This is a genomic window from Agrobacterium sp. MS2 (genome assembly GCF_003261015.1).
GTDB lineage: Bacteria > Pseudomonadota > Alphaproteobacteria > Rhizobiales > Rhizobiaceae > Agrobacterium > Agrobacterium pusense.
Map to the genome: position 1 here is coordinate 44,908 of NZ_QLNF01000012.1, position 21,031 is coordinate 65,938.

At 58.7% G+C, this 21,031-nt stretch carries 26 protein-coding genes and 2 tRNA genes; 16 read left to right on the top strand and 12 right to left on the bottom strand.

The genetic code is table 11. The features are described from left to right. Nucleotides 1-11: 11 nt before the first annotated feature. The 4 genes from DOU54_RS04730 to DOU54_RS04745 are packed head-to-tail and all read left to right on the top strand — an operon-like array spanning nt 12 to nt 1,505. The gene (locus tag DOU54_RS04730; protein WP_113730919.1) at nt 12-734 is read left to right on the top strand and encodes a hypothetical protein; all 723 of its coding nucleotides are present in this window, start codon (nt 12-14) and stop codon (nt 732-734) included. Continuing rightward, the gene (locus tag DOU54_RS04735; protein ID WP_113730921.1) at nt 731-943 is read left to right on the top strand and encodes a hypothetical protein; all 213 of its coding nucleotides are present in this window, start codon (nt 731-733) and stop codon (nt 941-943) included. Before DOU54_RS04730 ends, DOU54_RS04735 begins: the two co-directional genes overlap by 4 nt. Further along, complete coding sequence (locus tag DOU54_RS04740; RefSeq protein WP_193603301.1) at nt 940-1,257, top strand: hypothetical protein; 318 nt, start codon at nt 940-942, stop codon at nt 1,255-1,257. The genes DOU54_RS04735 and DOU54_RS04740 overlap by 4 nt, the downstream gene beginning before the upstream one ends. Beyond that, nucleotides 1,254-1,505, top strand: coding sequence for a DUF6074 family protein (locus DOU54_RS04745; RefSeq protein WP_113730923.1), 252 nt, complete (start codon nt 1,254-1,256; stop codon nt 1,503-1,505). The genes DOU54_RS04740 and DOU54_RS04745 overlap by 4 nt, the downstream gene beginning before the upstream one ends. Before the next feature lie 15 nt (nt 1,506-1,520). Here DOU54_RS04745 and DOU54_RS04750 read toward each other — a convergent pair whose 3' ends face one another. Both DOU54_RS04750 and DOU54_RS04755 read right to left on the bottom strand, forming a co-directional pair. After that, nucleotides 1,521-2,825, bottom strand: a complete 1,305-nt coding sequence (locus DOU54_RS04750) for a tyrosine-type recombinase/integrase (RefSeq protein ID WP_113730925.1) — start codon at nt 2,823-2,825, stop codon at nt 1,521-1,523. A gap of 270 nt (nt 2,826-3,095) precedes the next feature. Further along, nucleotides 3,096-3,449: a nuclear transport factor 2 family protein gene (locus DOU54_RS04755; RefSeq protein WP_113381104.1), complete on the bottom strand. Its 354-nt coding sequence runs from the start codon at nt 3,447-3,449 to the stop codon at nt 3,096-3,098. A gap of 394 nt (nt 3,450-3,843) precedes the next feature. On the opposite strand from DOU54_RS04755, the gene DOU54_RS04760 reads away from it, so the two are divergent. Next, nucleotides 3,844-4,446 carry a J domain-containing protein gene (locus tag DOU54_RS04760; RefSeq protein WP_003522436.1) on the top strand — a complete coding sequence of 201 codons (603 nt, stop codon included), beginning with the start codon at nt 3,844-3,846 and terminating at the stop codon, nt 4,444-4,446. Nucleotides 4,447-4,453: 7 nt separating this feature from the next. Here the strand turns inward: DOU54_RS04760 and DOU54_RS04765 are convergent, their stop codons facing one another. Both DOU54_RS04765 and DOU54_RS04770 read right to left on the bottom strand, forming a co-directional pair. Then, nucleotides 4,454-5,020 (bottom strand): DUF922 domain-containing Zn-dependent protease, encoded by a 567-nt coding sequence (locus DOU54_RS04765; RefSeq protein ID WP_153776300.1) that lies wholly within the window; start codon nt 5,018-5,020, stop codon nt 4,454-4,456. Between the two features lie 200 nt (nt 5,021-5,220). Next, nucleotides 5,221-5,676: a PRC-barrel domain-containing protein gene (locus DOU54_RS04770; protein ID WP_113730927.1), complete on the bottom strand. Its 456-nt coding sequence runs from the start codon at nt 5,674-5,676 to the stop codon at nt 5,221-5,223. A 140-nt stretch (nt 5,677-5,816) separates the two neighbouring features. Between DOU54_RS04770 and DOU54_RS04775 the strand changes: the two genes are divergently transcribed. Further along, complete coding sequence (locus tag DOU54_RS04775) at nt 5,817-6,236, top strand: DUF1801 domain-containing protein (protein WP_004442680.1); 420 nt, start codon at nt 5,817-5,819, stop codon at nt 6,234-6,236. Nucleotides 6,237-6,276: 40 nt separating this feature from the next. Here DOU54_RS04775 and DOU54_RS04780 read toward each other — a convergent pair whose 3' ends face one another. Further along, on the bottom strand, nt 6,277-7,245 hold the full coding sequence (locus tag DOU54_RS04780; protein WP_037089963.1) for an alpha/beta hydrolase: 969 nt from the start codon (nt 7,243-7,245) through the stop codon (nt 6,277-6,279). A 181-nt stretch (nt 7,246-7,426) separates the two neighbouring features. Between DOU54_RS04780 and DOU54_RS04785 the strand changes: the two genes are divergently transcribed. Then, complete coding sequence (locus DOU54_RS04785; protein WP_286079861.1) at nt 7,427-8,023, top strand: hypothetical protein; 597 nt, start codon at nt 7,427-7,429, stop codon at nt 8,021-8,023. Nucleotides 8,024-8,113: 90 nt separating this feature from the next. On the opposite strand, the gene uvrB is transcribed toward DOU54_RS04785, so the two are convergent. Then, on the bottom strand, nt 8,114-11,140 hold the full coding sequence (gene uvrB / locus DOU54_RS04790; protein ID WP_113381290.1) for an excinuclease ABC subunit UvrB: 3,027 nt from the start codon (nt 11,138-11,140) through the stop codon (nt 8,114-8,116). A gap of 263 nt (nt 11,141-11,403) precedes the next feature. Between uvrB and DOU54_RS04795 the strand changes: the two genes are divergently transcribed. Together DOU54_RS04795 and DOU54_RS04800 are read left to right on the top strand one after the other, a co-directional pair. Next, nucleotides 11,404-11,757 (top strand): DMT family protein, encoded by a 354-nt coding sequence (locus DOU54_RS04795; protein ID WP_003507620.1) that lies wholly within the window; start codon nt 11,404-11,406, stop codon nt 11,755-11,757. 102 nt (nt 11,758-11,859) lie between these two features. After that, the gene (locus tag DOU54_RS04800; protein ID WP_077987468.1) at nt 11,860-12,282 is read left to right on the top strand and encodes a GNAT family N-acetyltransferase; all 423 of its coding nucleotides are present in this window, start codon (nt 11,860-11,862) and stop codon (nt 12,280-12,282) included. A gap of 39 nt (nt 12,283-12,321) precedes the next feature. Here the strand turns inward: DOU54_RS04800 and DOU54_RS04805 are convergent, their stop codons facing one another. Then, nucleotides 12,322-12,705 carry a winged helix-turn-helix transcriptional regulator gene (locus DOU54_RS04805; protein ID WP_004442667.1) on the bottom strand — a complete coding sequence of 128 codons (384 nt, stop codon included), beginning with the start codon at nt 12,703-12,705 and terminating at the stop codon, nt 12,322-12,324. Between the two features lie 145 nt (nt 12,706-12,850). Here DOU54_RS04805 and DOU54_RS04810 point away from each other — a divergent pair, with 145 nt between their 5' ends. Both DOU54_RS04810 and DOU54_RS04815 read left to right on the top strand, forming a co-directional pair. Continuing rightward, on the top strand, nt 12,851-13,462 hold the full coding sequence (locus DOU54_RS04810) for an NAD(P)-dependent oxidoreductase (RefSeq protein ID WP_113381103.1): 612 nt from the start codon (nt 12,851-12,853) through the stop codon (nt 13,460-13,462). Between the two features lie 12 nt (nt 13,463-13,474). Beyond that, nucleotides 13,475-13,951, top strand: a complete 477-nt coding sequence (locus DOU54_RS04815; RefSeq protein ID WP_037089965.1) for a nuclear transport factor 2 family protein — start codon at nt 13,475-13,477, stop codon at nt 13,949-13,951. A 65-nt stretch (nt 13,952-14,016) separates the two neighbouring features. Here the strand turns inward: DOU54_RS04815 and DOU54_RS04820 are convergent, their stop codons facing one another. The 3 genes from DOU54_RS04820 to DOU54_RS04830 all read right to left on the bottom strand — a co-directional run bounded on the left by DOU54_RS04820 (nt 14,017) and on the right by DOU54_RS04830 (nt 15,972). Then, nucleotides 14,017-14,610 (bottom strand): hypothetical protein, encoded by a 594-nt coding sequence (locus DOU54_RS04820; RefSeq protein WP_035209760.1) that lies wholly within the window; start codon nt 14,608-14,610, stop codon nt 14,017-14,019. 5 nt (nt 14,611-14,615) lie between these two features. Next, the gene (locus DOU54_RS04825; RefSeq protein ID WP_004442658.1) at nt 14,616-15,008 is read right to left on the bottom strand and encodes an acyl-CoA thioesterase; all 393 of its coding nucleotides are present in this window, start codon (nt 15,006-15,008) and stop codon (nt 14,616-14,618) included. 76 nt (nt 15,009-15,084) lie between these two features. Continuing rightward, nucleotides 15,085-15,972, bottom strand: a complete 888-nt coding sequence (locus DOU54_RS04830; RefSeq protein ID WP_113381102.1) for a TrmH family RNA methyltransferase — start codon at nt 15,970-15,972, stop codon at nt 15,085-15,087. 209 nt (nt 15,973-16,181) lie between these two features. On the opposite strand from DOU54_RS04830, the gene DOU54_RS04835 reads away from it, so the two are divergent. After that, nucleotides 16,182-16,266 (top strand) — tRNA-Tyr (locus tag DOU54_RS04835). Nucleotides 16,267-16,291: 25 nt separating this feature from the next. Further along, nucleotides 16,292-16,365: transfer RNA gene (locus DOU54_RS04840), tRNA-Gly, on the top strand. Between the two features lie 135 nt (nt 16,366-16,500). Here DOU54_RS04840 and DOU54_RS04845 read toward each other — a convergent pair. After that, nucleotides 16,501-16,821 (bottom strand): BA14K family protein, encoded by a 321-nt coding sequence (locus DOU54_RS04845; RefSeq protein ID WP_113381101.1) that lies wholly within the window; start codon nt 16,819-16,821, stop codon nt 16,501-16,503. A gap of 263 nt (nt 16,822-17,084) precedes the next feature. On the opposite strand from DOU54_RS04845, the gene DOU54_RS04850 reads away from it, so the two are divergent. Both DOU54_RS04850 and DOU54_RS04855 read left to right on the top strand, forming a co-directional pair. Next, a complete protein-coding gene (locus tag DOU54_RS04850) occupies nt 17,085-17,534 on the top strand; it encodes a hypothetical protein (protein WP_004442652.1) in 450 nt (149 codons plus the stop codon). Between the two features lie 498 nt (nt 17,535-18,032). Continuing rightward, on the top strand, nt 18,033-18,401 hold the full coding sequence (locus DOU54_RS04855; protein WP_113381100.1) for an MliC family protein: 369 nt from the start codon (nt 18,033-18,035) through the stop codon (nt 18,399-18,401). 456 nt (nt 18,402-18,857) lie between these two features. Here DOU54_RS04855 and DOU54_RS04865 read toward each other — a convergent pair whose 3' ends face one another. Then, a complete protein-coding gene (locus DOU54_RS04865) occupies nt 18,858-19,490 on the bottom strand; it encodes a TerC family protein (RefSeq protein WP_004442646.1) in 633 nt (210 codons plus the stop codon). Between the two features lie 402 nt (nt 19,491-19,892). Here DOU54_RS04865 and tuf point away from each other — a divergent pair. Further along, on the top strand, nt 19,893-21,031 hold a 1,139-nt coding region (gene tuf, locus DOU54_RS04870; RefSeq protein ID WP_113731012.1), incomplete at its 3' end, for an elongation factor Tu.

Genomic DNA, 21,031 nt, shown 5'->3' on the forward strand with positions numbered 1-21,031 from the left:
GAGACACCATCATGCCGAATACGATTCCGGCCGCTGGCGAAGCCATGCCAAAAACCACCAGGCGCGCTTTCCTTGCTGGTGTAGCTGTCGCCGCCATTCCCGCCTCTGTGGCTGTAACAGCCACTCAGATCCAAGCTTCTGGGCTGACAGCGCTCGTGGACAAGCACAAGGAAGCTGTCGCAGCGGACAGGGCGGCATGGGAAGCCATGTCGGACTTCGATGATATGCCGGAACTGCAAGCACGGCCTGTGGTACGAGTTCAAGTCGGACGAACCTTGATGGGGAAGAACGACGCCGGCGAAGACGTATGGAAGCTTAACTACGTCGCGTCGGAAGGAGCTATTCGCGAGGTTTTCGAAAAGCACGACCAGTGGGCACCGGGCCGGATGTTCCACGGCTCGCAGCAGTGGGTAGCTGATCGGCGCGCCGCTCATTACCGGCTTATGGAAGAAAAGCTGGAGGAGCTTCGCGCCATCCGTGCCGAGATAACGCGGATCGAGGATGACTGCGGTTACACAGCTGCATTAACCGAAGCCCGCCGCCTTTCAGCTATTGTGAAGGGCATCGAGGCTGAAATCATCGCCTATGTGCCAGCGACGTTCCAAGAGGCTATCGACAAAGCCAACTGGTGTGTCTGGGCGTCCAAGGATGACTACTGCTACCTCTACGACAGCTACGAGCTTTCAGATGTTCTGACGGATGTCTTGGCGTCGATCGGGAGGGCTTCAGCATGACGAACCCCTCTCAAGCGCGGCTCCAACTGCTCGATATCGTGAACATGATCGACATGGTCAAAAACATGAACATGGCGCTGCACATGGCCACTGCCGATATCGGGAACATGGAGAAGACGAACGCCCTGCAGTCGGTGACTGATGAGATCGAGAACCGCATCTGCATCATTCTGGATCATATCGAAGACTTGCGGGGGATACTCCCATGATTGCGGTCGCAGAAAGCCTTCAAGCCCGGCGCGCTGCTCTCGAAGCCAAGATCGAGGAACTTATAGCCCTGCTGGATCTTCTCGACGGTGACGAAAACCTCGAGCCCTATCTGGCTGACAGCGATCCAGAGGACGGCGACAGGGAGGAAGACGACGACCCGGAGCCGGAAGAAACCGACCAGAACGGCGACGAGCAGGATTGCTGCCATTCTGAGGATGAGTGGCGGCCGTTCAGCGGCGATCTGCAATTCGATGGATCAGGGAACGAGATAGCTCGCCAGATGGTCCACAAGCGCCACAGGAGGCAAGCATGAACACCGTCGTTTGTTTCCCTGTCCACCGCCAGCGCAGCGAGATCAAGCGTTGCGCCGGCAATCTCGACCGGCTGAATGGTGAAGCTGCAAGCCGATACTGGCGGGAGGAAATGCGCCTCTTGGCCGCCCGACTGTCAGCGATCGGAATGTGTGAGGCCGAGGTATCGAAGCAGGCTTTGCTCTTCACCGGTGCCGTCATGGAGGAGATGCAGCGCGCCTACGCCGAGCGCGCGCTTACAGCAGAATGACAGCAGATGACTGCATCATCGCTTCATTTCCAGCACGTTGCTTGGCCGCTGCTGGTCCGAAACAATCTCCATGAGAAGCGCCGCCCATGCATCCAGCGCGCGGCGCTTATCGGCCAGATAGTCGTTCCTGTCGTAGTGCCTGCCGGTGACTGCGGCAGCACCGCCGGTATCGCTAGAATGGGCCAAGACCTGAGAGACGATGAACCGCGGAATCCCTATGCGCTCACTGGTCAGATTTGTGGCGCCGGTTCGTCTCAAATCATGTGGCGTGGCGCGCGTCATTTCGAGCTTGTCGATAAGCCGGTTCATAGCACGGCTGAAAGCTCTTCGATCCATTGGCTTGTCGTCACCCTTTCCCCGAGGCGAGGGGAAAACATACTTCGATTGCAGGTCGTCAGGGCGGCAAGCTTCAGCTTCGTCGAGGAGTTCAATTGCCGCATCGCTCAGGGGTACAAGGTGAGGGCGACCGTGCTTCATTCTTTCGGGCGGAATGAGCCATGTACGCGTGGCACGGTCGATTTCCGACCATTCCATGCCGATGATGCTGCCGCCTCTCTGGAGCGTCACAGCGGCCATTCTGAGGGCAACCCCCATGTTGAGCGAAAGCTGCAGTTCCTCAATCGAACCCGGCTCTTTGCAGGCCGCCCAGAAGCGTTTGAGATCGACGTCGGTCATTACCGTGTCCCGAGCCTCAGGAACCTGCACAGCAATGTCGTGGGCTGGGTTACTATCGATCAGGCCATTGCGGATCGCATAGGCCATCAGCTGGCGGATAACATTGAGGCTGATGCGGCCATTCGATTTGACCTTTCTCGACTGCTTGGAAACGAACGCCTGTATCTCAGCGCGGGTTATGCTTGCCAGAGGTTCAGAGCCGAATGTCTTTTTCACAAGAGCGTCGTAGATCCTGCGCTCCTCTTTGATCGTGCTGGCTCGCTTCGGCTTAGAGTTTGCTCGATGTGTTCCAACGGCGCAGTCATCGAAATAGGCGTCAGCGAGGCCATCAAGCGTGTTGAGGTGCTTTCGTCTTTCCTCGGCTCTAGAAAGCCGCTCAGTGGCTACAACGTCCGATCCGCCAGCAACGGTGCCTTTAATCTTCCTCGCTTCCTCACGGGCCTTTGCGAGGGAAATAGAGGGGTAGGGACCTATCAGCTTGCGGCGGTGTTCGCCGGCGGCATTCCGATAACGGATAGACCATGAACGCACGCCCTTGTCGGTCACACGAAATGTCAGTCCAGGCTCTTGATCGTCTCTAAGCTCAAGGCGCTTGCCGGGCTCGGGCAAAGCGTTCTTCAGGGTATCGTTTGTCAGTTTGACCATCGGGGGCACATCCTCGGGGCACGTCGGGGGCACAAATTACTTGCGCGACAACGCATTTAACTGCACATTGCTGCACAATCAACCCACTGAGAATGCCTGTCAACAAAGGCTTTTGAGGAAATACGAAATGGCATCGCACTTAACCGCACGCAAGAACGCCCTTTTTTGTAATCAGGGGGTCGCGGGTTCGAACCCTGCCGGGGGCACCAGTATTTTCAAGGATTTGGCCTGTCTTTCATACGCACTGCACGACTGATGTTCGTGCAGTGGCTACGGCTTTATGTGATAGAGCTTGTGCACGATCGTCCAGTTGCCGTCGTGCTCCAGCAGGGACAGATATTCGTAAAAATCCATACCGTCGAACCGGGTTGTCAGCTTTACCGAGGCGCTGTCTCCCTCCTTGTCGATGCCGAGGATTTCGAAGGCGGGGTCGTGATCGGGAAGGCCGCGTTCGGTTTTGCGGACCTGATCGACAAAGTCCTCCAGAGACAGCCATTCAGTCGCGCCTTCGAATGTGCCGACGATGCTGGCGCGCGGGTCAAAAACATCGCGCAACAGGCCTTCATCCGCATAGGCCATGGCGTGCACATAATCCGTCACGGTCTGGGTAATGGTTTGCGGCATCGGATCTTCCCTCCCTCGGATCCAAAAGGGGAGCTTACACCCCTTGGCGACATTCCACCATAACCTCCTGAAAATGCGCTTGTTCGGGGCACGTGACGATCTCTCGTGGCGGCCCGTGCTGGAGGCGGTTCCGATGCCGGTCGACGTTTTGCGGCCACTGTCCACAATTTTGTCCCGGCTGTCGTTATAGTCGCCTTGGGTCCGACAAATTTCAGCCTCAAGGGCTTTTTCGCCAGAGAGACCCTCTCGTGCGGGAGCGCGTAAATTCGTGTTCTGCCGGTTTAAGCGCCGTCGCGGGGTGCCGCACGGGACGGATTTGGCCTATGATCCGGTTGCTGACCGGTTGAGAGTGGTAGCGGCGTGCGGGTAACAGTTTGCGTTTGAAGGTGTTTTTGTGATTGATCCCTATGTTTTGCTTGGCGTGGAGCGGGATGCCGACGAGGCGGCGATCAAGTCGGCCTACCGCAAGGTTGCGAAGGCTGCCCATCCCGACAGCGGTGGCGATGCCGAGCAGTTCGCGCGCCTGCAGACAGCCTATGAACTTCTGAAAGATCCCGTGCGCCGCAAGGTCTTCGATGACACGGGTTACGATCCGCAGCTTGCCGATGCCAAGGATCTCAAGGGCCTGCTGATGCTGGAAACGCTGGTCAATGAATTCATTCTGGATGAGCGGGAACCCGGCAGTTTTGATCCCGTGGCTGCCATGCGCCGGAAGCTGACCGACGATATTCTGAAAAGCCGCTTCCATATTCTGGAACTCGAACGGCACCGTACCCGGGTGCGTAAACATATGGACCGTCTCGGACGGAAGCCGGAAACCGATGTGCTGAGTTCGATGCTCCGCGCCCGAAGCCAGTCCATAGCCGAAGCCATACGCAACGCGGAGGCGCAGATCGAGGCGATAGAACAGGCCTATACCATGCTCGAGGGCTATTCCTACGAGCTGGAGAGCGTGACGCTCGCCGAGCCGTTGCTGAAGGGCGAGGCGGCGGAGTAACTGCCTGTCATGGGCCGTTGACGAGGGCGAGTATGAGCTGATGAACCCGCCCGCCCGGGGACAGCTCATCCCGGTCGAAATCTCGGCCGCGTTGACGCTGCTCGTTGGAAAGCTCACCCAACCTTTGCTGCAGAACAGCGCGCACCTTCTGGCATTTGGGATCGTCTTCCGCCCGTAGCCCGGTGCTGAAGGCTTCGATCTTTCTCACCATATCGAGAATGTGCTCGCCATGAACTCGCTCATGGGTTTCCACCCCGGAAATGAAGGTCTTCCAGCTGGCGGCGACGGCGGCCGGCAGATGGGCAGGTGCCTTTGGCCAGGTGTAGATGATGGTGAGATTGGGTCTGGCACTGGCCAGCACACAGGCACCGTCGGGCTGCGGTCGGTAGTCTCTCCGCCACGTCAGCTTGAATGTGGTGTGGGCAATGGCCTGCACGCCCGCAGTCGGGCCGCGCTCGCCGATGGACTGATAAAGCGCACCGCCCGTATTGCCGCTGACGGCATAGGTCTTTATCTGCTCGGCGGGTTTCCAGCCGGTGGACTGTGCTGATAGCGGGAGAGCGCTCAGTAACATGATTGCGGCGGTGACGGTGAATTTGGGGAGGCTGTTGACGGGCACGCATCGATCCTTGCAGGTTGCGCGCCGAAGATAGGCGAGAGGCGGGCAGTGAGGCAAGGGTGCGGGCGGTGGGAATGCTGCCTGATGTTCAGACTTCCACGCATGAAAACCCCCGCGCCGGAGCGCGGGGGGACAAGCCTCGACTGCAGGGGTAATCAGTCGTCCAGCTTGTCGTAATCGAGCTTCGGAGCGTTCTGCAGTGCATCCTTGGTGGTATCGACAAAGGCCTTCCATGTGCCGTTGTCATTATGAACGGCCACGGACGCCGGATCGAGCACCACGTAGCTCTTGTCGATGCCCAGGAAGCCGCCGACGCTGGCCACGAGGCCGATCACCGCCTTGCCATCGCCGATCACGACGTCTTCGATTTCGCCGATGTTTTCATTCTGGGCGTTATATATATCCATGCCATCAAGCTGGGAAGTGGTGAGATCGGTCTTCTGGACATTGACGAACTTCAGCGGGCCGGTTGCCTTCGTACCCATGGTAATGCCGGGGCCCGACAAGGTCGCATCCGCGCCGGCAGCAGGAGCCGTGGCAGCCGTCTGGGCAAATGCCACGGAAGAGGAGAGCGCTGCTGCGGCAGCGAGAGCGATGACATTGATTTTCATGATGTTTCTTCCCTTTTTATGCTGAACATTGCGTTCGGGGAAGAAACGGCAAAGAGCGGATTTGGTTCCTCATGGGACGACAGGAAAATTTGGTCTATGGTGAAAAAGAAACAGGCGTGCGTCGAAATCGGGAGGATGTCATGGCGAAAAACACGGTGACTGAAGATGCAGAGCAGACCGCACCATCAGACTTCATCGACCGGAAGATCGCGGAGCTGGGCGACTGGCGCGGCGAGACGCTCGCGCGTGTTCGCGCGGTGATCCAGAAGGCCGATCCGGAAGTGGTGGAAGAGGTGAAGTGGCGCGGCGTTCCGGTCTGGTCGCATGCGGGCATTCTCTGCACCGGCGAAACCTATAAAAGCGCGGTGAAGATGACATTTGCGAAGGGCGCCTCTCTGGAGGACCCGTCAGGCCTGTTCAATTCGAGCCTTGAGGGCAACACGCGGCGCGCCATCGATTTTCACGAGGGCGATGTCGTTGATGAGGAGGCGCTGGCAGCGCTGATCCGCGCTGCGGTGGCGTTGAACGTGGCGGGAAAAAGCGGAAAGAAGCGGGGATAAAGCCGGGCGGTGTCACCGGCAAAGAACGACAGATCGTGATTTAATCGCGGTTGGCATCCGCTGTCTTGTCCCACTCTCCGTCGATGAATTTCAGCGCATCGATGATCGAAACCTTCCACACGGACCAGACGTGATCGCCATCCGTCACCCGCAGTTCGGATTTGCGGTTGTCCGCCTGCAGGGTCTCATGCAGGGCAATGGCACCGCGCCAGAGGAAGAAGCCATCGTCATCTCCCACAGTCAAATAGGTGGCGGGGAGATCCTGACTTTCTGCGACATGCTGTGCGACGAGGGTGAAGACATTCTTTTCGTTAAAGAGACGTGCATCGAAAGGGGTGCCGAAGGCGCCGGAGAAATGATCGCCGGTTGAGGGAAGCACGATGCCGCTGGTGACGGTGGTGCGGTCGACGCGGTGGAAAAAGGCGCTGTCCTGAATGAGCTTGAGTTCGGCGGGTGTCTTGTCGAGATCGGAGGCGGGCACGTTTTGCCAGATGGCGCCCGACAGGCTGGCGACGGCGCCATAGAGGTCCTCGTGGCCATAGGCGAGATGCAGGGCGCCGAAACCGCCCATGGAAAGGCCAACAATGGCGCGGCCTTGACGATCTTTTCGCACCGGCAGCGTTTTTTCGATCTGGTGGCGCAGATCGCCGGTGAGGGCGGTCTCGTAATCGCCGGGACCGCCGACGGCGGCAGAATCCACATACCAGCTGTTTTTCACGCCGGGCATCACGACAACCAGAGGGCGGATGGCGCCAGCCTCGATGAGCGTATCGAGCGTCTTTTCGATATTGCCGAGATCGCGCCAGCTGTTCTGGTCGCCGTCATGGCCGTGCAGGAGGTAAAGTACAGGCCAGCCGTTTTCGGGCGGCGGACCTTCGGGGCGATAGATATTGACAGGGAGCGGCGCGTTCAGGGCGGCGCTGTGAAAGGTGGCGTCTTGGATATGGCCGGCGAAAGCTGAACCGGAGGACATGAACAGACAGAAGGCCATAAGTTTTTTTCGATACATATGGGTCTCCTGTCATCATTCCCGAAAACGATCAACGTTCCCCGGGCCTACGCGTTCCTGATTTCATAATGTTACGGCAATGTTGTTCGCGCAAGTTTGCGCGCGGTCTGGCGATTGCGACGCCGCAAACGTGGTTTGACAAGCCCACTTCATTAAGCTGCTTTTTTCAGGTTCCAACAGGATGACATTGCCATTATCGCGTTTTGCCTGCCTGTCTGTTTTTCTACTGTTCCTCGCCGGTTGCATGACCGTACCGATTTCCAGCATTCCCAAGCTGATGCGGCAGGATTTTATGACGATGGATTTCGAGCATGTGCGGGTCGGATTGCAACTGCCAGCCAATCTTTCCCTCCGGTCCGGTGACGCCGTGATGATCACCCGGAGCAGGACAGACGGCGCAGCCGAAGAAACCGTTGCGACCTACGCGCTGGTGGCGGATACGGATGCGGCTGCGCTCGCTAAATTCCGGCCGGAAAAACGGGATGGTATGTTGGCGAGCGTATGGCGGGTAAAGCCCGAAGACGTCGGAAGGCTCGCGGAGCTACAGGAGCGGGTGCGCCGTTCCCGCGCTCAGGGTCCCCGTATCAGAGGCAGCACCGAGATCAAGATCGTGAAAGCCTGCTTCAAAGGCACGTTTCCCGCTGGCCCGATCTATTCCTCGATCTATATGAAACCGGCGGAAAACGAAGACTATATTCCCACATCGCTTGATGCGGATCTGGTCAAGCTGTTCGGGGCAACCGCGGTCAAGTCGCTGATCACGCCTTGTGAAGGCTGACAGGCGCCGCCGGCATGCGCAGACGGCGCTGACATGAACGATGGGAGCCTTAGCCGCTGTTCATGTCAGGCGGGCTTTGCACAAAGCGCATCAGCGGCCCGGACGGCCAGTCTTGCCCTTGGTCCGGCTTTTGCGCTTCTGCTCGCCGGCATCTTCATAGGAACCGGCGCCGATCTTGCCACGGACCAGCGGCCGCGGATCGTCCGTGGCGCGTTCGGGCTGGCCTTCCAGCAACGGGGAGAACCTCTTGCCGGGTTCGGTCGCGGGCTTATCGGGCACCGCGCCCCTTACGGGCTTTTCGGTCCGACCCACGGTCATCTCGTCCAGCGTGTTCTTGCGGAAAAGCGGTTTTCCTGCGTCGGAGCCCGGACCCATCTCGTCCAGCGTGTTCTTGCGGAAAAGCGGTTTTCCTGCGTCGGAGCCCGGACCCATCTCGTCCAGCGAAGGTTTGGCGAAGAGAGACTTTCCGCTTTCGTTCGTGGAAGCGGCATCCCCGTCTGCCCTGCCGGATGTCTCCCCCTCAGGGGAGGAAATCGACAAGTGGCTCCGTCTGTTGTTTTTCCCGCCGCCTTCGACCGCACGTGCTTCTTCCTTGGCCATGGGGTCGTCCATGGTGGCAAGTTCGGCTGCCTTGAGGCGTTTGATTTCGTCGCGCAGACGGGCGGCCTTTTCAAAGTCGAGGTCCGCTGCGGCGTCGCGCATGGATTTTTCCAGCGCGTTGAGATGGGCCTGGAGATTGTTGCCGACCAGATGACCGCCATCGGCGAAGCCCTTGCCGGAAACGCCTGAAATATCGGCTCTTACGTGGTCGCGTTCATATACGGAATCAAGAATGTCGGAGATCCTCGCCTTGACCGATTCCGGCGTGATGCCATGTTCCTGGTTATAGGCCATCTGCTTTTCACGGCGGCGGGAGGTTTCCTCCATCGCCCGCTTCATCGAACCGGTGATATTGTCGGCATAAAGGATGACCTTGCCATCGACGTTACGCGCGGCGCGGCCGATGGTCTGGATCAGCGAGGTCTCCGAGCGCAGGAAGCCTTCCTTGTCTGCGTCGAGGATGGCTACGAAACCACATTCCGGAATATCGAGGCCCTCGCGCAGCAGGTTGATGCCGACGAGCACGTCGAAAGCGCCGAGGCGCAGGTCGCGGATGATCTCGATGCGCTCCAGCGTGTCGATATCGGAGTGCATGTAACGGACGCGGACACCCTGTTCATGCAGATATTCGGTGAGGTCTTCGGCCATCCGCTTGGTCAGCACGGTGCAGAGCGTGCGGTAGCCCTTGGCGGCGGTCTCGCGGATTTCGCCGAGAACATCGTCCACCTGGGTGCGGGCGGAGCGGACTTCGACCGGAGGATCGATGAGGCCGGTCGGACGGATGACCTGTTCGGCGAAAACGCCGCCGGATTGCTCCATTTCCCAGCCTCCGGGGGTGGCGGAGACGGAAATGGTCTGCGGGCGCATGGCATCCCATTCCTCGAAGCGCAGGGGACGGTTGTCCATGCACGAGGGCAGGCGGAAGCCATATTCGGCCAGCGTTGCCTTGCGGCGGAAGTCGCCGCGATACATGCCGCCGATCTGAGGAACGGTGACGTGGCTTTCGTCGATGAAGATCAGCGCGTTGTCGGGAATATACTCGAACAGGGTCGGCGGCGGCTCGCCCGGATTGCGGCCGGTGAGATAGCGTGAATAGTTTTCGATGCCAGCGCAGGAGCCCGTGGCCTCCAGCATCTCGACATCGTAGCGCGTGCGCTGTTCCAGACGCTGGGCTTCCAGCAGGCGGCCGGCTTTTTCAAGCTCGGCGAGGCGCAGCTTCAGCTCTTCCTTGATCGACTTGATCGCGCCGTTCAGCGTCGGGCGCGGTGTCACATAGTGCGAATTGGCGTAAATCTTCACCGATTGCAGGTCGCCGGTCTTATGGCCGGTCAGCGGGTCGAACTCGGTGATGGATTCAATCTCGTCACCCCACATGGAAATGCGCCAGGCCGCATCTTCAAGGTGGGCGGGGAAGATTTCGATCGTATCACCGCGCACGCGGAAGGAGCCGCGCACGAAGTTGATGTCCTGCCGCTTGTATTGCTGGGCCACGAGGTCGGCAAGAAGCTGGCGTTGATCCAGCTTGTCGCCCACCTGCATCTGGAAGGTCATGGCCGTATAGGTCTCGACCGAACCGATACCATAGATACAGGAAACCGAAGCGACGATGATACAGTCGTCACGTTCGAGAATGGCGCGGGTTGCGGCGTGGCGCATGCGGTCGATCTGCTCGTTGATCGACGATTCCTTCTCGATATAGGTGTCGGAACGCGGCACATAGGCTTCAGGCTGGTAATAATCGTAATAGGAAACGAAATACTCCACCGCATTGTTTGGAAAGAAGTTTTTGAATTCGGAATAGAGCTGGGCCGCCAGCGTCTTGTTGGGCGCAAGAATAACGGCCGGACGCTGTGTGGCCTCGATCACCTTGGCCATGGTGAAGGTCTTGCCGGAGCCGGTGACGCCGAGCAGCACCTGCGAGCGGTCGCCGGAATTGAGGCCTTCGACGAGATCGGCAATGGCGGTCGGCTGATCGCCGGATGGCTTGTAGTCCGTCACCATCTCGATGGCGATGCCGCCTTCCGATTTCGGCGGACGGGCCGGCCTGTGGGGTGTCCACAGCTTGCCATCCTTGAAGAGCGGGTTGCCGCTTTCAATCAGTTTGGAAAGCGCGTCCACCGTCGCCGTCACCGCGCCCGGTGCCAGGGACTGGGCATCCTCCAAGGAGACATCGAGCCCTGCCACAGGATTGAGACCCGCGGCGGCGCGCGTTTTCGGATCGCTCGACGCGCCGATCGAAACGCCGCGTGCCGTTTTTGACGCGGTGGTCTTTTTCGCCGTCTTGGTGGCGGCTTTTTCCGCTTCCTTGCGCGCTTCTATTTCGATTTTCTTGCGGTGCTTGCCCGCCTTCGAAGCGATTTCGCGCTGGGTCTCCACGGAGGATGCTTCCGCTTCCGCCTCAAGTTGCTTGACCCAATCGGCAACGCTGCCGCCGAGCGGCGCGCCTTCGAATGACGATTGCGGAGCTTCCTCGAAGCCCGAGGGCGAGGAGGTAGAGTTTTTCGGTGATCTGGCCATGGGCGAAATATGGAGAGAGTCACGCGCAAAGGGAAGGGGAGACAGTGAAAAAATGAGTACAAAAAGGAAACGGAGCATGCGGAACAAAATTCCGCCGGATGCGTTGCGTAGCGGCTGAACATGGCCTTGCCGCGATCCGTAGAAATCGATTCCGGTTTTCGGCCGGATGCGCTAGAGCAAATCCATTACGGCAGGATGGGATCCCCTCAGACTGCCTTCTTCCGCTGCATTTTACGACATCCCTCTTTTTTCCAGGACCCATCATGCCGTTCTCAATCAGCCCTGCCCACATCTGGCCTGTCCTGATGCTCATCGCCTCCAATGTTTTCATGACCTTCGCCTGGTACGGCCACCTCAAGCACAAGGGCAGCGCGCTCTTTCTGGCGATTGTCGCCAGCTGGGGCATCGCCTTTTTCGAGTATGTGCTCGCCGTTCCCGCGAACCGCATCGGTTCGGAGGTTTACTCCACCGCACAGCTCAAGACCATTCAGGAGGTCATCACGCTCGCGGTCTTCGCGCTGTTTTCGATCTTCTGGCTGAAGGAAAGCATCACCATCAACCATGTCATCGGCTTTGCGCTGATCGCTTTCGGTGCTTCCTTCATTTTCCGGTCCTGAATAGGAAGAGACCCGCGCTTTGCCTGCCCAGAACCATCGCAACGGACAAGAGGTGATGTATCGATGAAAATACGGCCTGCAAGACTTGACGATGCAAAGGGAATGGCAGCGGTTCAAAACGAGATATTCGCGGCCGGCCTTCGAAAAGCGCCGACGGACGTCGCGGCGGTGCTGGAGAATTACATCCAGCACGCCGACCGTATCGAGTGTTCGGTCGCGGAGGATGAAGACGGGCATATCCTGGGCTTCCAGTCGCTGCGTTATGCACGGGCCGACAATCCCCATGGCGTGGCGGAAGGGTGGGGCATCATCGGCACCCATGTCAGTCCGCAGGCGGCGCGAAGAGGCGTTGGATCCACCCTCTTCGCCGCGACGCGCAGGGCGGCGGAGGCGCGGGGCCTCAAGAATATCGACGCCAGCATCGGCGCGGACAATGCGCTCGGGCAGAGTTATTATGATGCCATGGGCTTCATGACCTACCGCCAGCCGGAAGGGTTGGTCTGCAAGGTTTACCGACTGTACTAGATGCGGCGTGCCGCTGCCGGTCAGGTATTGCTCTGATGGTCAGCTGCGATTGTCGTTTTCGGAATATTGCAGGCGGGCCTTGCAGATGCGGACGTGGTTTTCGTCGGCCCATTGGACCAGCAATTGCATTGGTACCAGAAACGAGCGGCCAAGACCTGTCAGCTCATACTCCACGCGCGGCGGCACCTCGGCATAAAGCGTGCGCCGGATGAATCCATCCTCCTCCAGCCGCTTCAGCGTACGGGACAACATCTGCTTGGAAATGTCGTCAATCCTGCGGTTCAACTCGTTGAAGCGCAGCACGCCGCCCTGCAGCGCTTCGAGAACCAGAAGGCTCCATTGGTCTCCGATGCGGTCCAGCACATCCCGAATGGGGCAGGGCTGCTCGAAGTCGAAGATTTCTTTCGTCTGCGTATCCGACATTTCGATTACCCCATATCCTTGCAGGTCATCGCCATGTGACCAGATCACCGGCTGCTGACTTCTTGCGGCCGGGGACGCGATACCATAGCTCTTTCTTTCGGTCTATTATTTAGACCAACGACAATAGCAACAAAAGGAAGAAGCCATGGCTAAAATCGCGCTCATCGGTGCTTCCGGCAATGCCGGGTCCCGTATTCTCAAGGAACTTTCCGACCGGGGGCATAATGTTACGGCCATTGCCCGCAGCCCCGAAAAGATTGCCACCCTGCCGAACGTCGTTGCAAAGAAAGGCGATGTCTTCGATCAGACCGGACTTTCAAAACTGCTTGCAGGTCACGATGCCGTGATCAGTTCGGTGCATTTCACGGCGAGCGACCCGGTGACGCTGATCGAGGCCGTGCGTGCCTCTGGCGTTCCACGCTACCTCGTGGTCGGTGGTGCCGGCAGTCTTGAAATCGCGCCCGGCCAGCGTGTCGTCGACCTGCCGGATTTTCCTGCCGCTTACAAGGCCGAGGCCACCAAGGGTGCGGAGTTTCTTGATTTGCTGAAACAGGAAAAGCAGCTCGACTGGACCTTCCTTTCGCCTTCCGCCGAGTTCGTGCCGGGTGAAAGAACGGGCAAATTCCGCATCGGCAAGGACAATCTTCTGAGCAATGAAGAGGGTAGCCGCATTTCCTTCGAAGACTACGCGATTGCGCTTGTCGATGAAATCGAGAAGCCGCAGCATTCCCGCCAGCGCTTCACCGTCGGTTATTGAGAGGTATCACCCATGAATGTCATGACACGTCGTCTCGCCATCGCCGCTCTCGCTCTTGCGCCCGCATTGACAGCCGTTCCGGTGCTGGCCGAAACCGCCGGGCGGGATTTCGCCCGGGAAGAGGCCAATCGCAAGCTGGTGATCGAGTTTTACGATACCGTCTTCAACAAGCACGAAGTGGAAAAGGGTGCTGCCGTTATTGTCGACAGCTACAAGCAGCACAATCCCATGGTGCCGGATGGCAAGAAACCGTTCGTGGATTACTTCACCGGCCACTTCAAGGAAAACCCGCAGTCCAAGGCGCGGATCGTGAGAAGCGCCGCGGATGGCGACCTTGTCTATCTGCATATTCATTCAACAGAAAAGGACGGAGACCGGGGCAGGGCCATCGTCGATATTTTTCGGGTGACCGATGGCAAGATCACCGAGCATTGGGATGTAATCCAGCCCGTGCCGGAGACGGCGGCGAACAACAATACGATGTTCTGAGGCGACGAACTTTTGAGGCAGGCGGGCACGCCGGGATCGTGCCCGCTTGCCGGAACGGGTAAACTTCAGGCCAGAAGATCGTAAGTACGGAAAATCCAGGCGATCTGGTAAATCAGCGCAAAGATGACGAGAAACCGATGGAAACGGCGGTTCTCGATGAAGATCGCCAGCGTGAACAAAATGACGTAGATGGCGGTGCGTATAAGGTATTCCGGACCAAGTGAGGCGAGATAGTCCTGGCCTTTCAGCAAAGTATCCCCGACATCGGTGACGAAAAGCGCTGCCAGAAAGGCGAAGAACCAGCTTTTGCGGGAAAGGAAATAATCCTCATATCCCTTGTACTCCTTCATCTCCGTGGGAAAGAGCAGAACGCACAGGAAATAAAACAGCGAGCAGAACAGGATCAGGAAAAGGAACGCGCCGAAGCCCAGTACATGGCCTGTGGCAGAAAGCCGGTGCTCCCACCACCAGAAATGCACCAGCATCAGAAACAGGAACGCCACCCAGCCGATGTGCAGGGGATAAATCCGTTCTTTTTTGGGATGCTGCACGAAACCTGCAAGGCCGGTCAGCAATCGGGCGAGGCTGAGGCCGACCACCATGCCCATGACCGCGCGGATGTGCGAATAGGCTTCTGCGGCGTTGACGGCGGCCTCCATCGCTCCTACTCCGCCGGAGGAATGGGCGTCGGTTGCCCGTTTTCGTCCATCGCCACCATGATGAAGGTGCCGGCGGTTACCTTTTCCAGCTTGTCGTAACGCGACCGCTGCGCCCAGGCCTCTACCGTCAGCGTGATGGAGGTGCGGCCGACGCGGGCAATATCGGTATAGATGGACAGCGTGTCGCCGATCTTCACCGGCAGTTCAAAGGCCATTTCCTTGACTGCCGCCGTGACCACGCGACAGCGAGAGCGTTCCGCCGCACGAATGCCGCTCGCCAAGTCCATCTGTGACATGACCCAGCCCCCGAAAATATCGCCGGCCGGATTGGCGTCGGCCGGCATGGCGAGCGTTCTCAGCGTCAGCTCGCCGGTCGGTTTGATGGTCTGGTCGGTCATGTTGAGATGTGCTCCGTGCGAATGACAAAGGCGCAGCATGCGATGCGCTTTGTGATTTCGCAAGGAATGGCAAGCGTCAGGACGACGCTTTGCCCAGAAATTGCTGCGTTGCGTAAAGGGCGATGGCCGCCGCGTTCGACACGTTGAGCGATTTGATCGCTCCCGGCATATCGAGACGGGCGAGCGCCGAGACGGTCTCGCGGGTCTTCTGGCGCAGGCCCTTGCCTTCGGCGCCCAGCACCAGTGCGATTTTTTCGCCGCTGAAGGTCTGTTCAATCGGGGCGGGGCCCTCCGAATCGAGGCCGACCGAGAAGAAGCCGAGCTTGTGCAGTTCACCCAGCGCATCGGCGAGATTGGTGATCTGGATATAGGGGATGAGTTCCAGCGCGCCTGAGGCGGATTTCGCCAGCACACCCGACTCGGTCGGGCTATGGCGCATCGTGGTGATGACGGCGCCCGCATTGAAGGCGACTGCCGAGCGCATGATGGCGCCAACATTGTGCGGATCGGTGACCTGATCGAGCACGAGAATGAGTGGGCTATCCTTCAGCGCGCCCAGCCGCTTGACCGGCAGCGGCCGGGTCTCCAGCATCACGCCCTGATGGATCGCCTCGGGACCCAAAACCCTGTCGATATCCTGCGGGGATACTATTTCGACCGGGAAGGGCTGCGCCTCCGCCTCGCCGATATCGAGACGTGCAAAGGCATTCTGGGTAACCGAAAGCTTGACGATCTGCCGCTCCGGATTGGCAAGGGCTGCGCGTACGGTATGCAGGCCGTAAAGGTGCACCTGGTCGGGCGCAAGTTGCGGCGGCTTCCAGTCGTCTGCGCCGCGGTTCCGGCGCTTCGACTGCTGCGGGGTCGGAATTTCACCGCGCTCGCGCTTCGCGTCGCGCACGGCACGACGCAGGTTGGCGTAATGTGTGTCGCGGGTGGATTTGTTGTTGGGATCGTCTTTGCTCATGGCGCCTTATATCTCCGGCGCGTGCCGCGCACCAGCCCCCGTGATAATCCACAGGGCTGCAAAGGGGATTGAATTTTTTCCCGAAAATTCGTGAAAGGGCGTGTTGACAGAAACGAACGAGGCCGTCATATACGCGCCACAGACGACGCAACGGCGCTTCGCCGCAGCGAAATCTGAAGAGCTTGGTCGCTTGATCCTCGCAGATAACTGGAGGGATGCCCGAGTGGTTAAAGGGGACGGACTGTAAATCCGTTGGCTACGCCTACGTTGGTTCAAATCCAACTCCCTCCACCATTCTGCACGGATCGAAATCGCCACCGCGGGTATAGCTCAATGGTAGAGCAGCAGCCTTCCAAGCTGAATACGCGGGTTCGATTCCCGCTACCCGCTCCAGCTTCCTCTCAGTAAATCACCTTATCGCTGCGGGACGTGTTTCGCGTCTCCGGGTTGTGCCGTGAGCATTCAGCCGACGCGGTGGTGGGCTCTAGTTTATCCTATACGCCATGAATGCCGCTCCCCCAGTCGCGCTCAATAAGGCGAACGGCACTGGCTTCTTGTGCCTGCGGGCGCCAGGTAGCTGTTATCAGTAGGGTGATAGGATGCGTAACGCGCCGCACACCATTTTACGTGATTTATTTCGGCCTGCGACAGGGCGTATCCGTCAGGCGTGGCTTCTTCCCCGGTTCCCGCGGCAAAGGCGGATGCGGGATAGCTGCGCTGGCCGGAATTTTGTGCCTGCGTTTCATAGGCTGGCTGTATGAGGCTCAACGCCTCAGCGGGCATGACAAAAGCGGCAGATAATGCGACGCCAAGAGCGAGCGCGGAGATGGTCTTCGGCATCCTCAACATCGATAAATCCTCATTATTCGTTCGGGATGCTAACGAAAATTTAGGAATTTCGTTCCGATGGAGGCTTGACGCCACACGAAGACGTGATTCTTAGGCTTGATAGGAGAGCGTGGGTTCGGAGCCGGCCGCATGGGGAATCCGAGGCGCGGCAGGATGGATTTATGCTCGCTCAACCGGACTTTGTATCCATGCCGCACTGCTCGTTGACAAGCGGAAAATCCGGTCAGATAGTCGACCGGCAATCATGCAAACGGGAGTCTTCAATGTTGAACAGGGTTGTCATTCTCTCATCCTTTGCGCTGCTGGCATCGGCGGCGTTTGTCTCCCCCGCTGCCGCACTCACCATGAAGGAGTGCAGCGTAAAATATCAGGCAGCGAAAGCTGACGGGTCCGCCAAGGACATCAAGTGGAACGATTATCGCGCCAAGTTCTGCGGCAGCGAGGCGGCGGCTGAAGATGCGGCCGACGACAAGCAGGTCGCGGCCACAACCGAGAAGGAACCCGAAAAAGCGACGATCAAGGCTCCGAAGGGCGTCGCTTTCCCGAGCGCTGTTGATAAGAAATATTCAAGCGAGACGCCGGCAAAGGCCCGCCTGAAAACGTGTGTCGACTCCTATCACAAGAACAAGAATGACGGTACGCTCGGCGATCTGAAATGGATCCAGAAGGGCGGCGGCTACTGGAGCCTGTGCAACACGGCGCTGAAGAGCTGAGGCGGGCAGGGGCGGCGGTCGGTTTCCGCCGCCCTCTCCCGAGCCGATATCGCATGAAGCGTGTAGCGCTGGAGGCGAAACCTCTCGCGCTGGCGGACCAATGCGTCCTGCTCCGTCCACCGACCCCATTTCGGGCGGGTAAAATATGCGAATAGCCTGTGATTCAGCCTCTTGGTAGACAGGCTGATCCCTGCGGTTTATCCGCATCCAGCAATTCAACGGTTACGGCTGTCGAGCAACGGCCGTCCGGCGATGGGGGCGGATGACCAGACGGTTTCGAAATTATCTCGTAGTTCTGGCCATATCCTTGGCGATGTGGGCTGTGATTCTCGGCATTGTTTACTGGCTGTTTCGATAGCCAGCCCCGCTTGGGGTGGATTGCAATGATGCACGCGTCCAGCGGCAATGAATCGGGGATATGGCGGCGGTTCCTGGAGCTGCCGCAATTTGGCTTTGCTGGCGTGACCTTATGACGGGGTCAAACCAGGAAGGCCCATCATGAAGAAATCCGTTGCAGCACTCTATCTTGCCGCTCTGTCCTTGCCGGCTGCCTCCAGCGCGCTCGCCGAGGATCTGGTGATTCCGCTTCCCGGGGATACAACGGTTGAAAAAACCGATGCCGTCTATCGGTGCGGCGCAGAGACGGTGGAGGCGGTTTATTACAATGCCGGCGACATCAGTCTTGTTCGGCTGGGCTTGAAGGACGGCGTTATCGTCGCCGCCAATGTCGTTTCAGGCTCCGGAGCAAAATACCAGGGCGGCGCTCGTGTCTGGTGGTCCAAACGAGACGAAGCCGATCTCTACGATGTGATGGCGGATCCGGACATGAAACAGCCGGTTCATTGTGTGGAAGAGAAAAAAACCTGATCGCCATGATATTCATGGAGCGGCGGCAGGGCGGTTTTGAAAACCGTGCCATGCCGCCGGTCAGTGTCAGGCTGCATGCTCAGCCAAGAACAAGCGACGCTACAAGCGCCAGCAGAATGAGAGAACTGGCGACGACGCCAAGCTTCATTCGGCGAAGACGACGGGTACGTCCGCCGCTCCAGTCATAAGCCATTGGGAGCTCTACCTTTCTTTTTATTATTATGACTTATAAGTAGCTCCCTAGGCTTGCCCGTGGCTGACCTCAATTGCCAGAATCCACCGGCGACAAATCACGATTTCCCAATCTTCTCCGGATGTTGCAGCGAAGGTGACAGCTGATTCCCCGCTCGTTCCACCAACGCAAAGGCCGGGTGGTCGGTGAGCTGGCCCCCGTCATGCAAAAGGCCCGGAAAGCGAGGCTTCCGGGCCTTTTGAAAGTGTGTTTCTGCAGGTGGCTCAGCCGAGATAGGCCTGAATGTAGGGCAGGACTTCGAGCGTGCCGTGATACAGCATGTTGAGCGCCACGTAGATGATGACCATCAGGCCGAGATAGGAAATCCAGCGGTAGCGGTGCAAAAGCTTGGCGACGAAGTTGGCTGCAAGTCCCATCAGCGCGATCGAGACGATGAGTCCAATGACCAGAACAGTCACATGTTCCTGCGCGGCGCCGGCGACGGCGAGCACATTGTCCAGCGACATGGAGACGTCGGCGATGACGATCTGGGTCGCTGCCTGGAAGAACGTCTTGTGGCCCTTGGTCAGGTCGGCCTCTTCATCCGTCACCTCGTCCTCGATGGAGCCCGAAGCTTCGCGCAGTTCGCTCCACATCTTCCAGCAGACCCAGGCGAGCAGCAGGCCGCCAAAGAGTTGCAGGCCGACGATGGCAAGAAGCTGTACGGTGACGGCGGCAAACCCGATGCGGAGAACCGTGGCGGCGATGATGCCGACAAGGATCGCCTTGCGGCGGAGATGCGCGGGAAGACCGGCGGCGGCAAGGCCGATGACGATGGCGTTGTCGCCTGCCAGAACGAGATCGATCGCAATGACCTGTAAGAATGCCGTGAAACCGGCGGCTGTGAAGATTTCCATTGGCTGGTCCTGAAACGGATAGAGAGGCGGCGCGGGGAAAAGCGGCGGTCGAGACATGCATGGTAGCGCGGCAGCGCCCGTTTCCGCTCGCCCGTCTCCCCCCGGCGATGAAGTGTCCTTAAGCCATCGAGCCGCCCCAGGTAAAGAAGTTGTGATGGAAATATCTTAATTAGTGATCGGCTGCGACTGAAAAGGCGGCTCGTCTGTATCTCTGTGTGATGCCACGGCGCGGGTTTGAATGTCGCAAAACATACACCATATACGCCCCACAAAGGCACGCTTAGAGCGCGCGCGAAGGCGCTTTCACAATTAAGTCTTGCGCATTCGCTTACAAAGCCTTAAACGGCGACACCAAACCGGTTCGCCGGGGAAACTACTTCACGTTCACAGGAAGCAATTCACATGGCAAAGAGCAAGTTTGAGCGGACGAAGCCGCACGTCAACATTGGCACGATCGGTCACGTTGACCATGGCAAGACGTCGCTGACGGCAGCAATCACGAAGTTCTTCGGCGAGTTCAAGGCGTATGACCAGATCGACGCGGCTCCTGAAGAGAAGGCTCGTGGTATCACGATCTCGACGGCACACGTTGAGTACGAGACGGCCAACCGTCACTACGCTCACGTTGACTGCCCCGGCCACGCCGACTACGTGAAGAACATGATCACCGGTGCTGCCCAGATGGACGGCGCGATCCTGGTTTGCTCCGCCGCTGACGGCCCGATGCCGCAGACGCGCGAGCACATCCTGCTTGCCCGTCAGGTTGGCGTTCCGGCCATCGTCGTGTTCCTCAACAAGGTCGACCAGGTTGACGACGCCGAGCTTCTCGAGCTCGTCGAGCTTGAAGTTCGCGAACTTCTGTCGTCCTACGACTTCCCGGGCGACGATATTCCGATCATCAAGGGTTCGGCGCTTGCTGCTCTTGAAGATTCCGACAAGAAGATCGGTGAAGACGCGATCCGCGAGCTGATGGCTGCGGTTGACGCCTACATCCCGACGCCTGAGCGTCCGATCGACCAGCCGTTCCTGATGCCGATCGAAGACGTGTTCTCGATCTCGGGCCGTGGTACGGTTGTGACGGGTCGCGTTGAGCGCGGTATCGTCAAGGTTGGTGAAGAAGTCGAAATCGTCGGCATCCGTCCGACCTCGAAGACGACTGTTACCGGCGTTGAAATGTTCCGCAAGCTGCTCGACCAGGGCCAGGCTGGCGACAACATCGGTGCACTTGTTCGCGGTGTTAACCGTGACGGCGTCGAGCGTGGTCAGATCCTGTGCAAGCCGGGTTCGGTAAAGCCGCACAAGAAGTTCAAGGCAGAAGCCTACATCCTGACGAAGGAAGAAGGCGGCCGTCATACGCCGTTCTTCACGAACTACCGTCCGCAGTTCTACTTCCGTACGACGGACGTTACGGGCATCGTTACGCTTCCGGAAGGCACGGAAATGGTTATGCCTGGCGACAACGTCACCGTTGACGTCGAGCTGATCGTTCCGATCGCGATGGAAGAAAAGCTGCGCTTCGCTATCCGCGAAGGCGGCCGTAC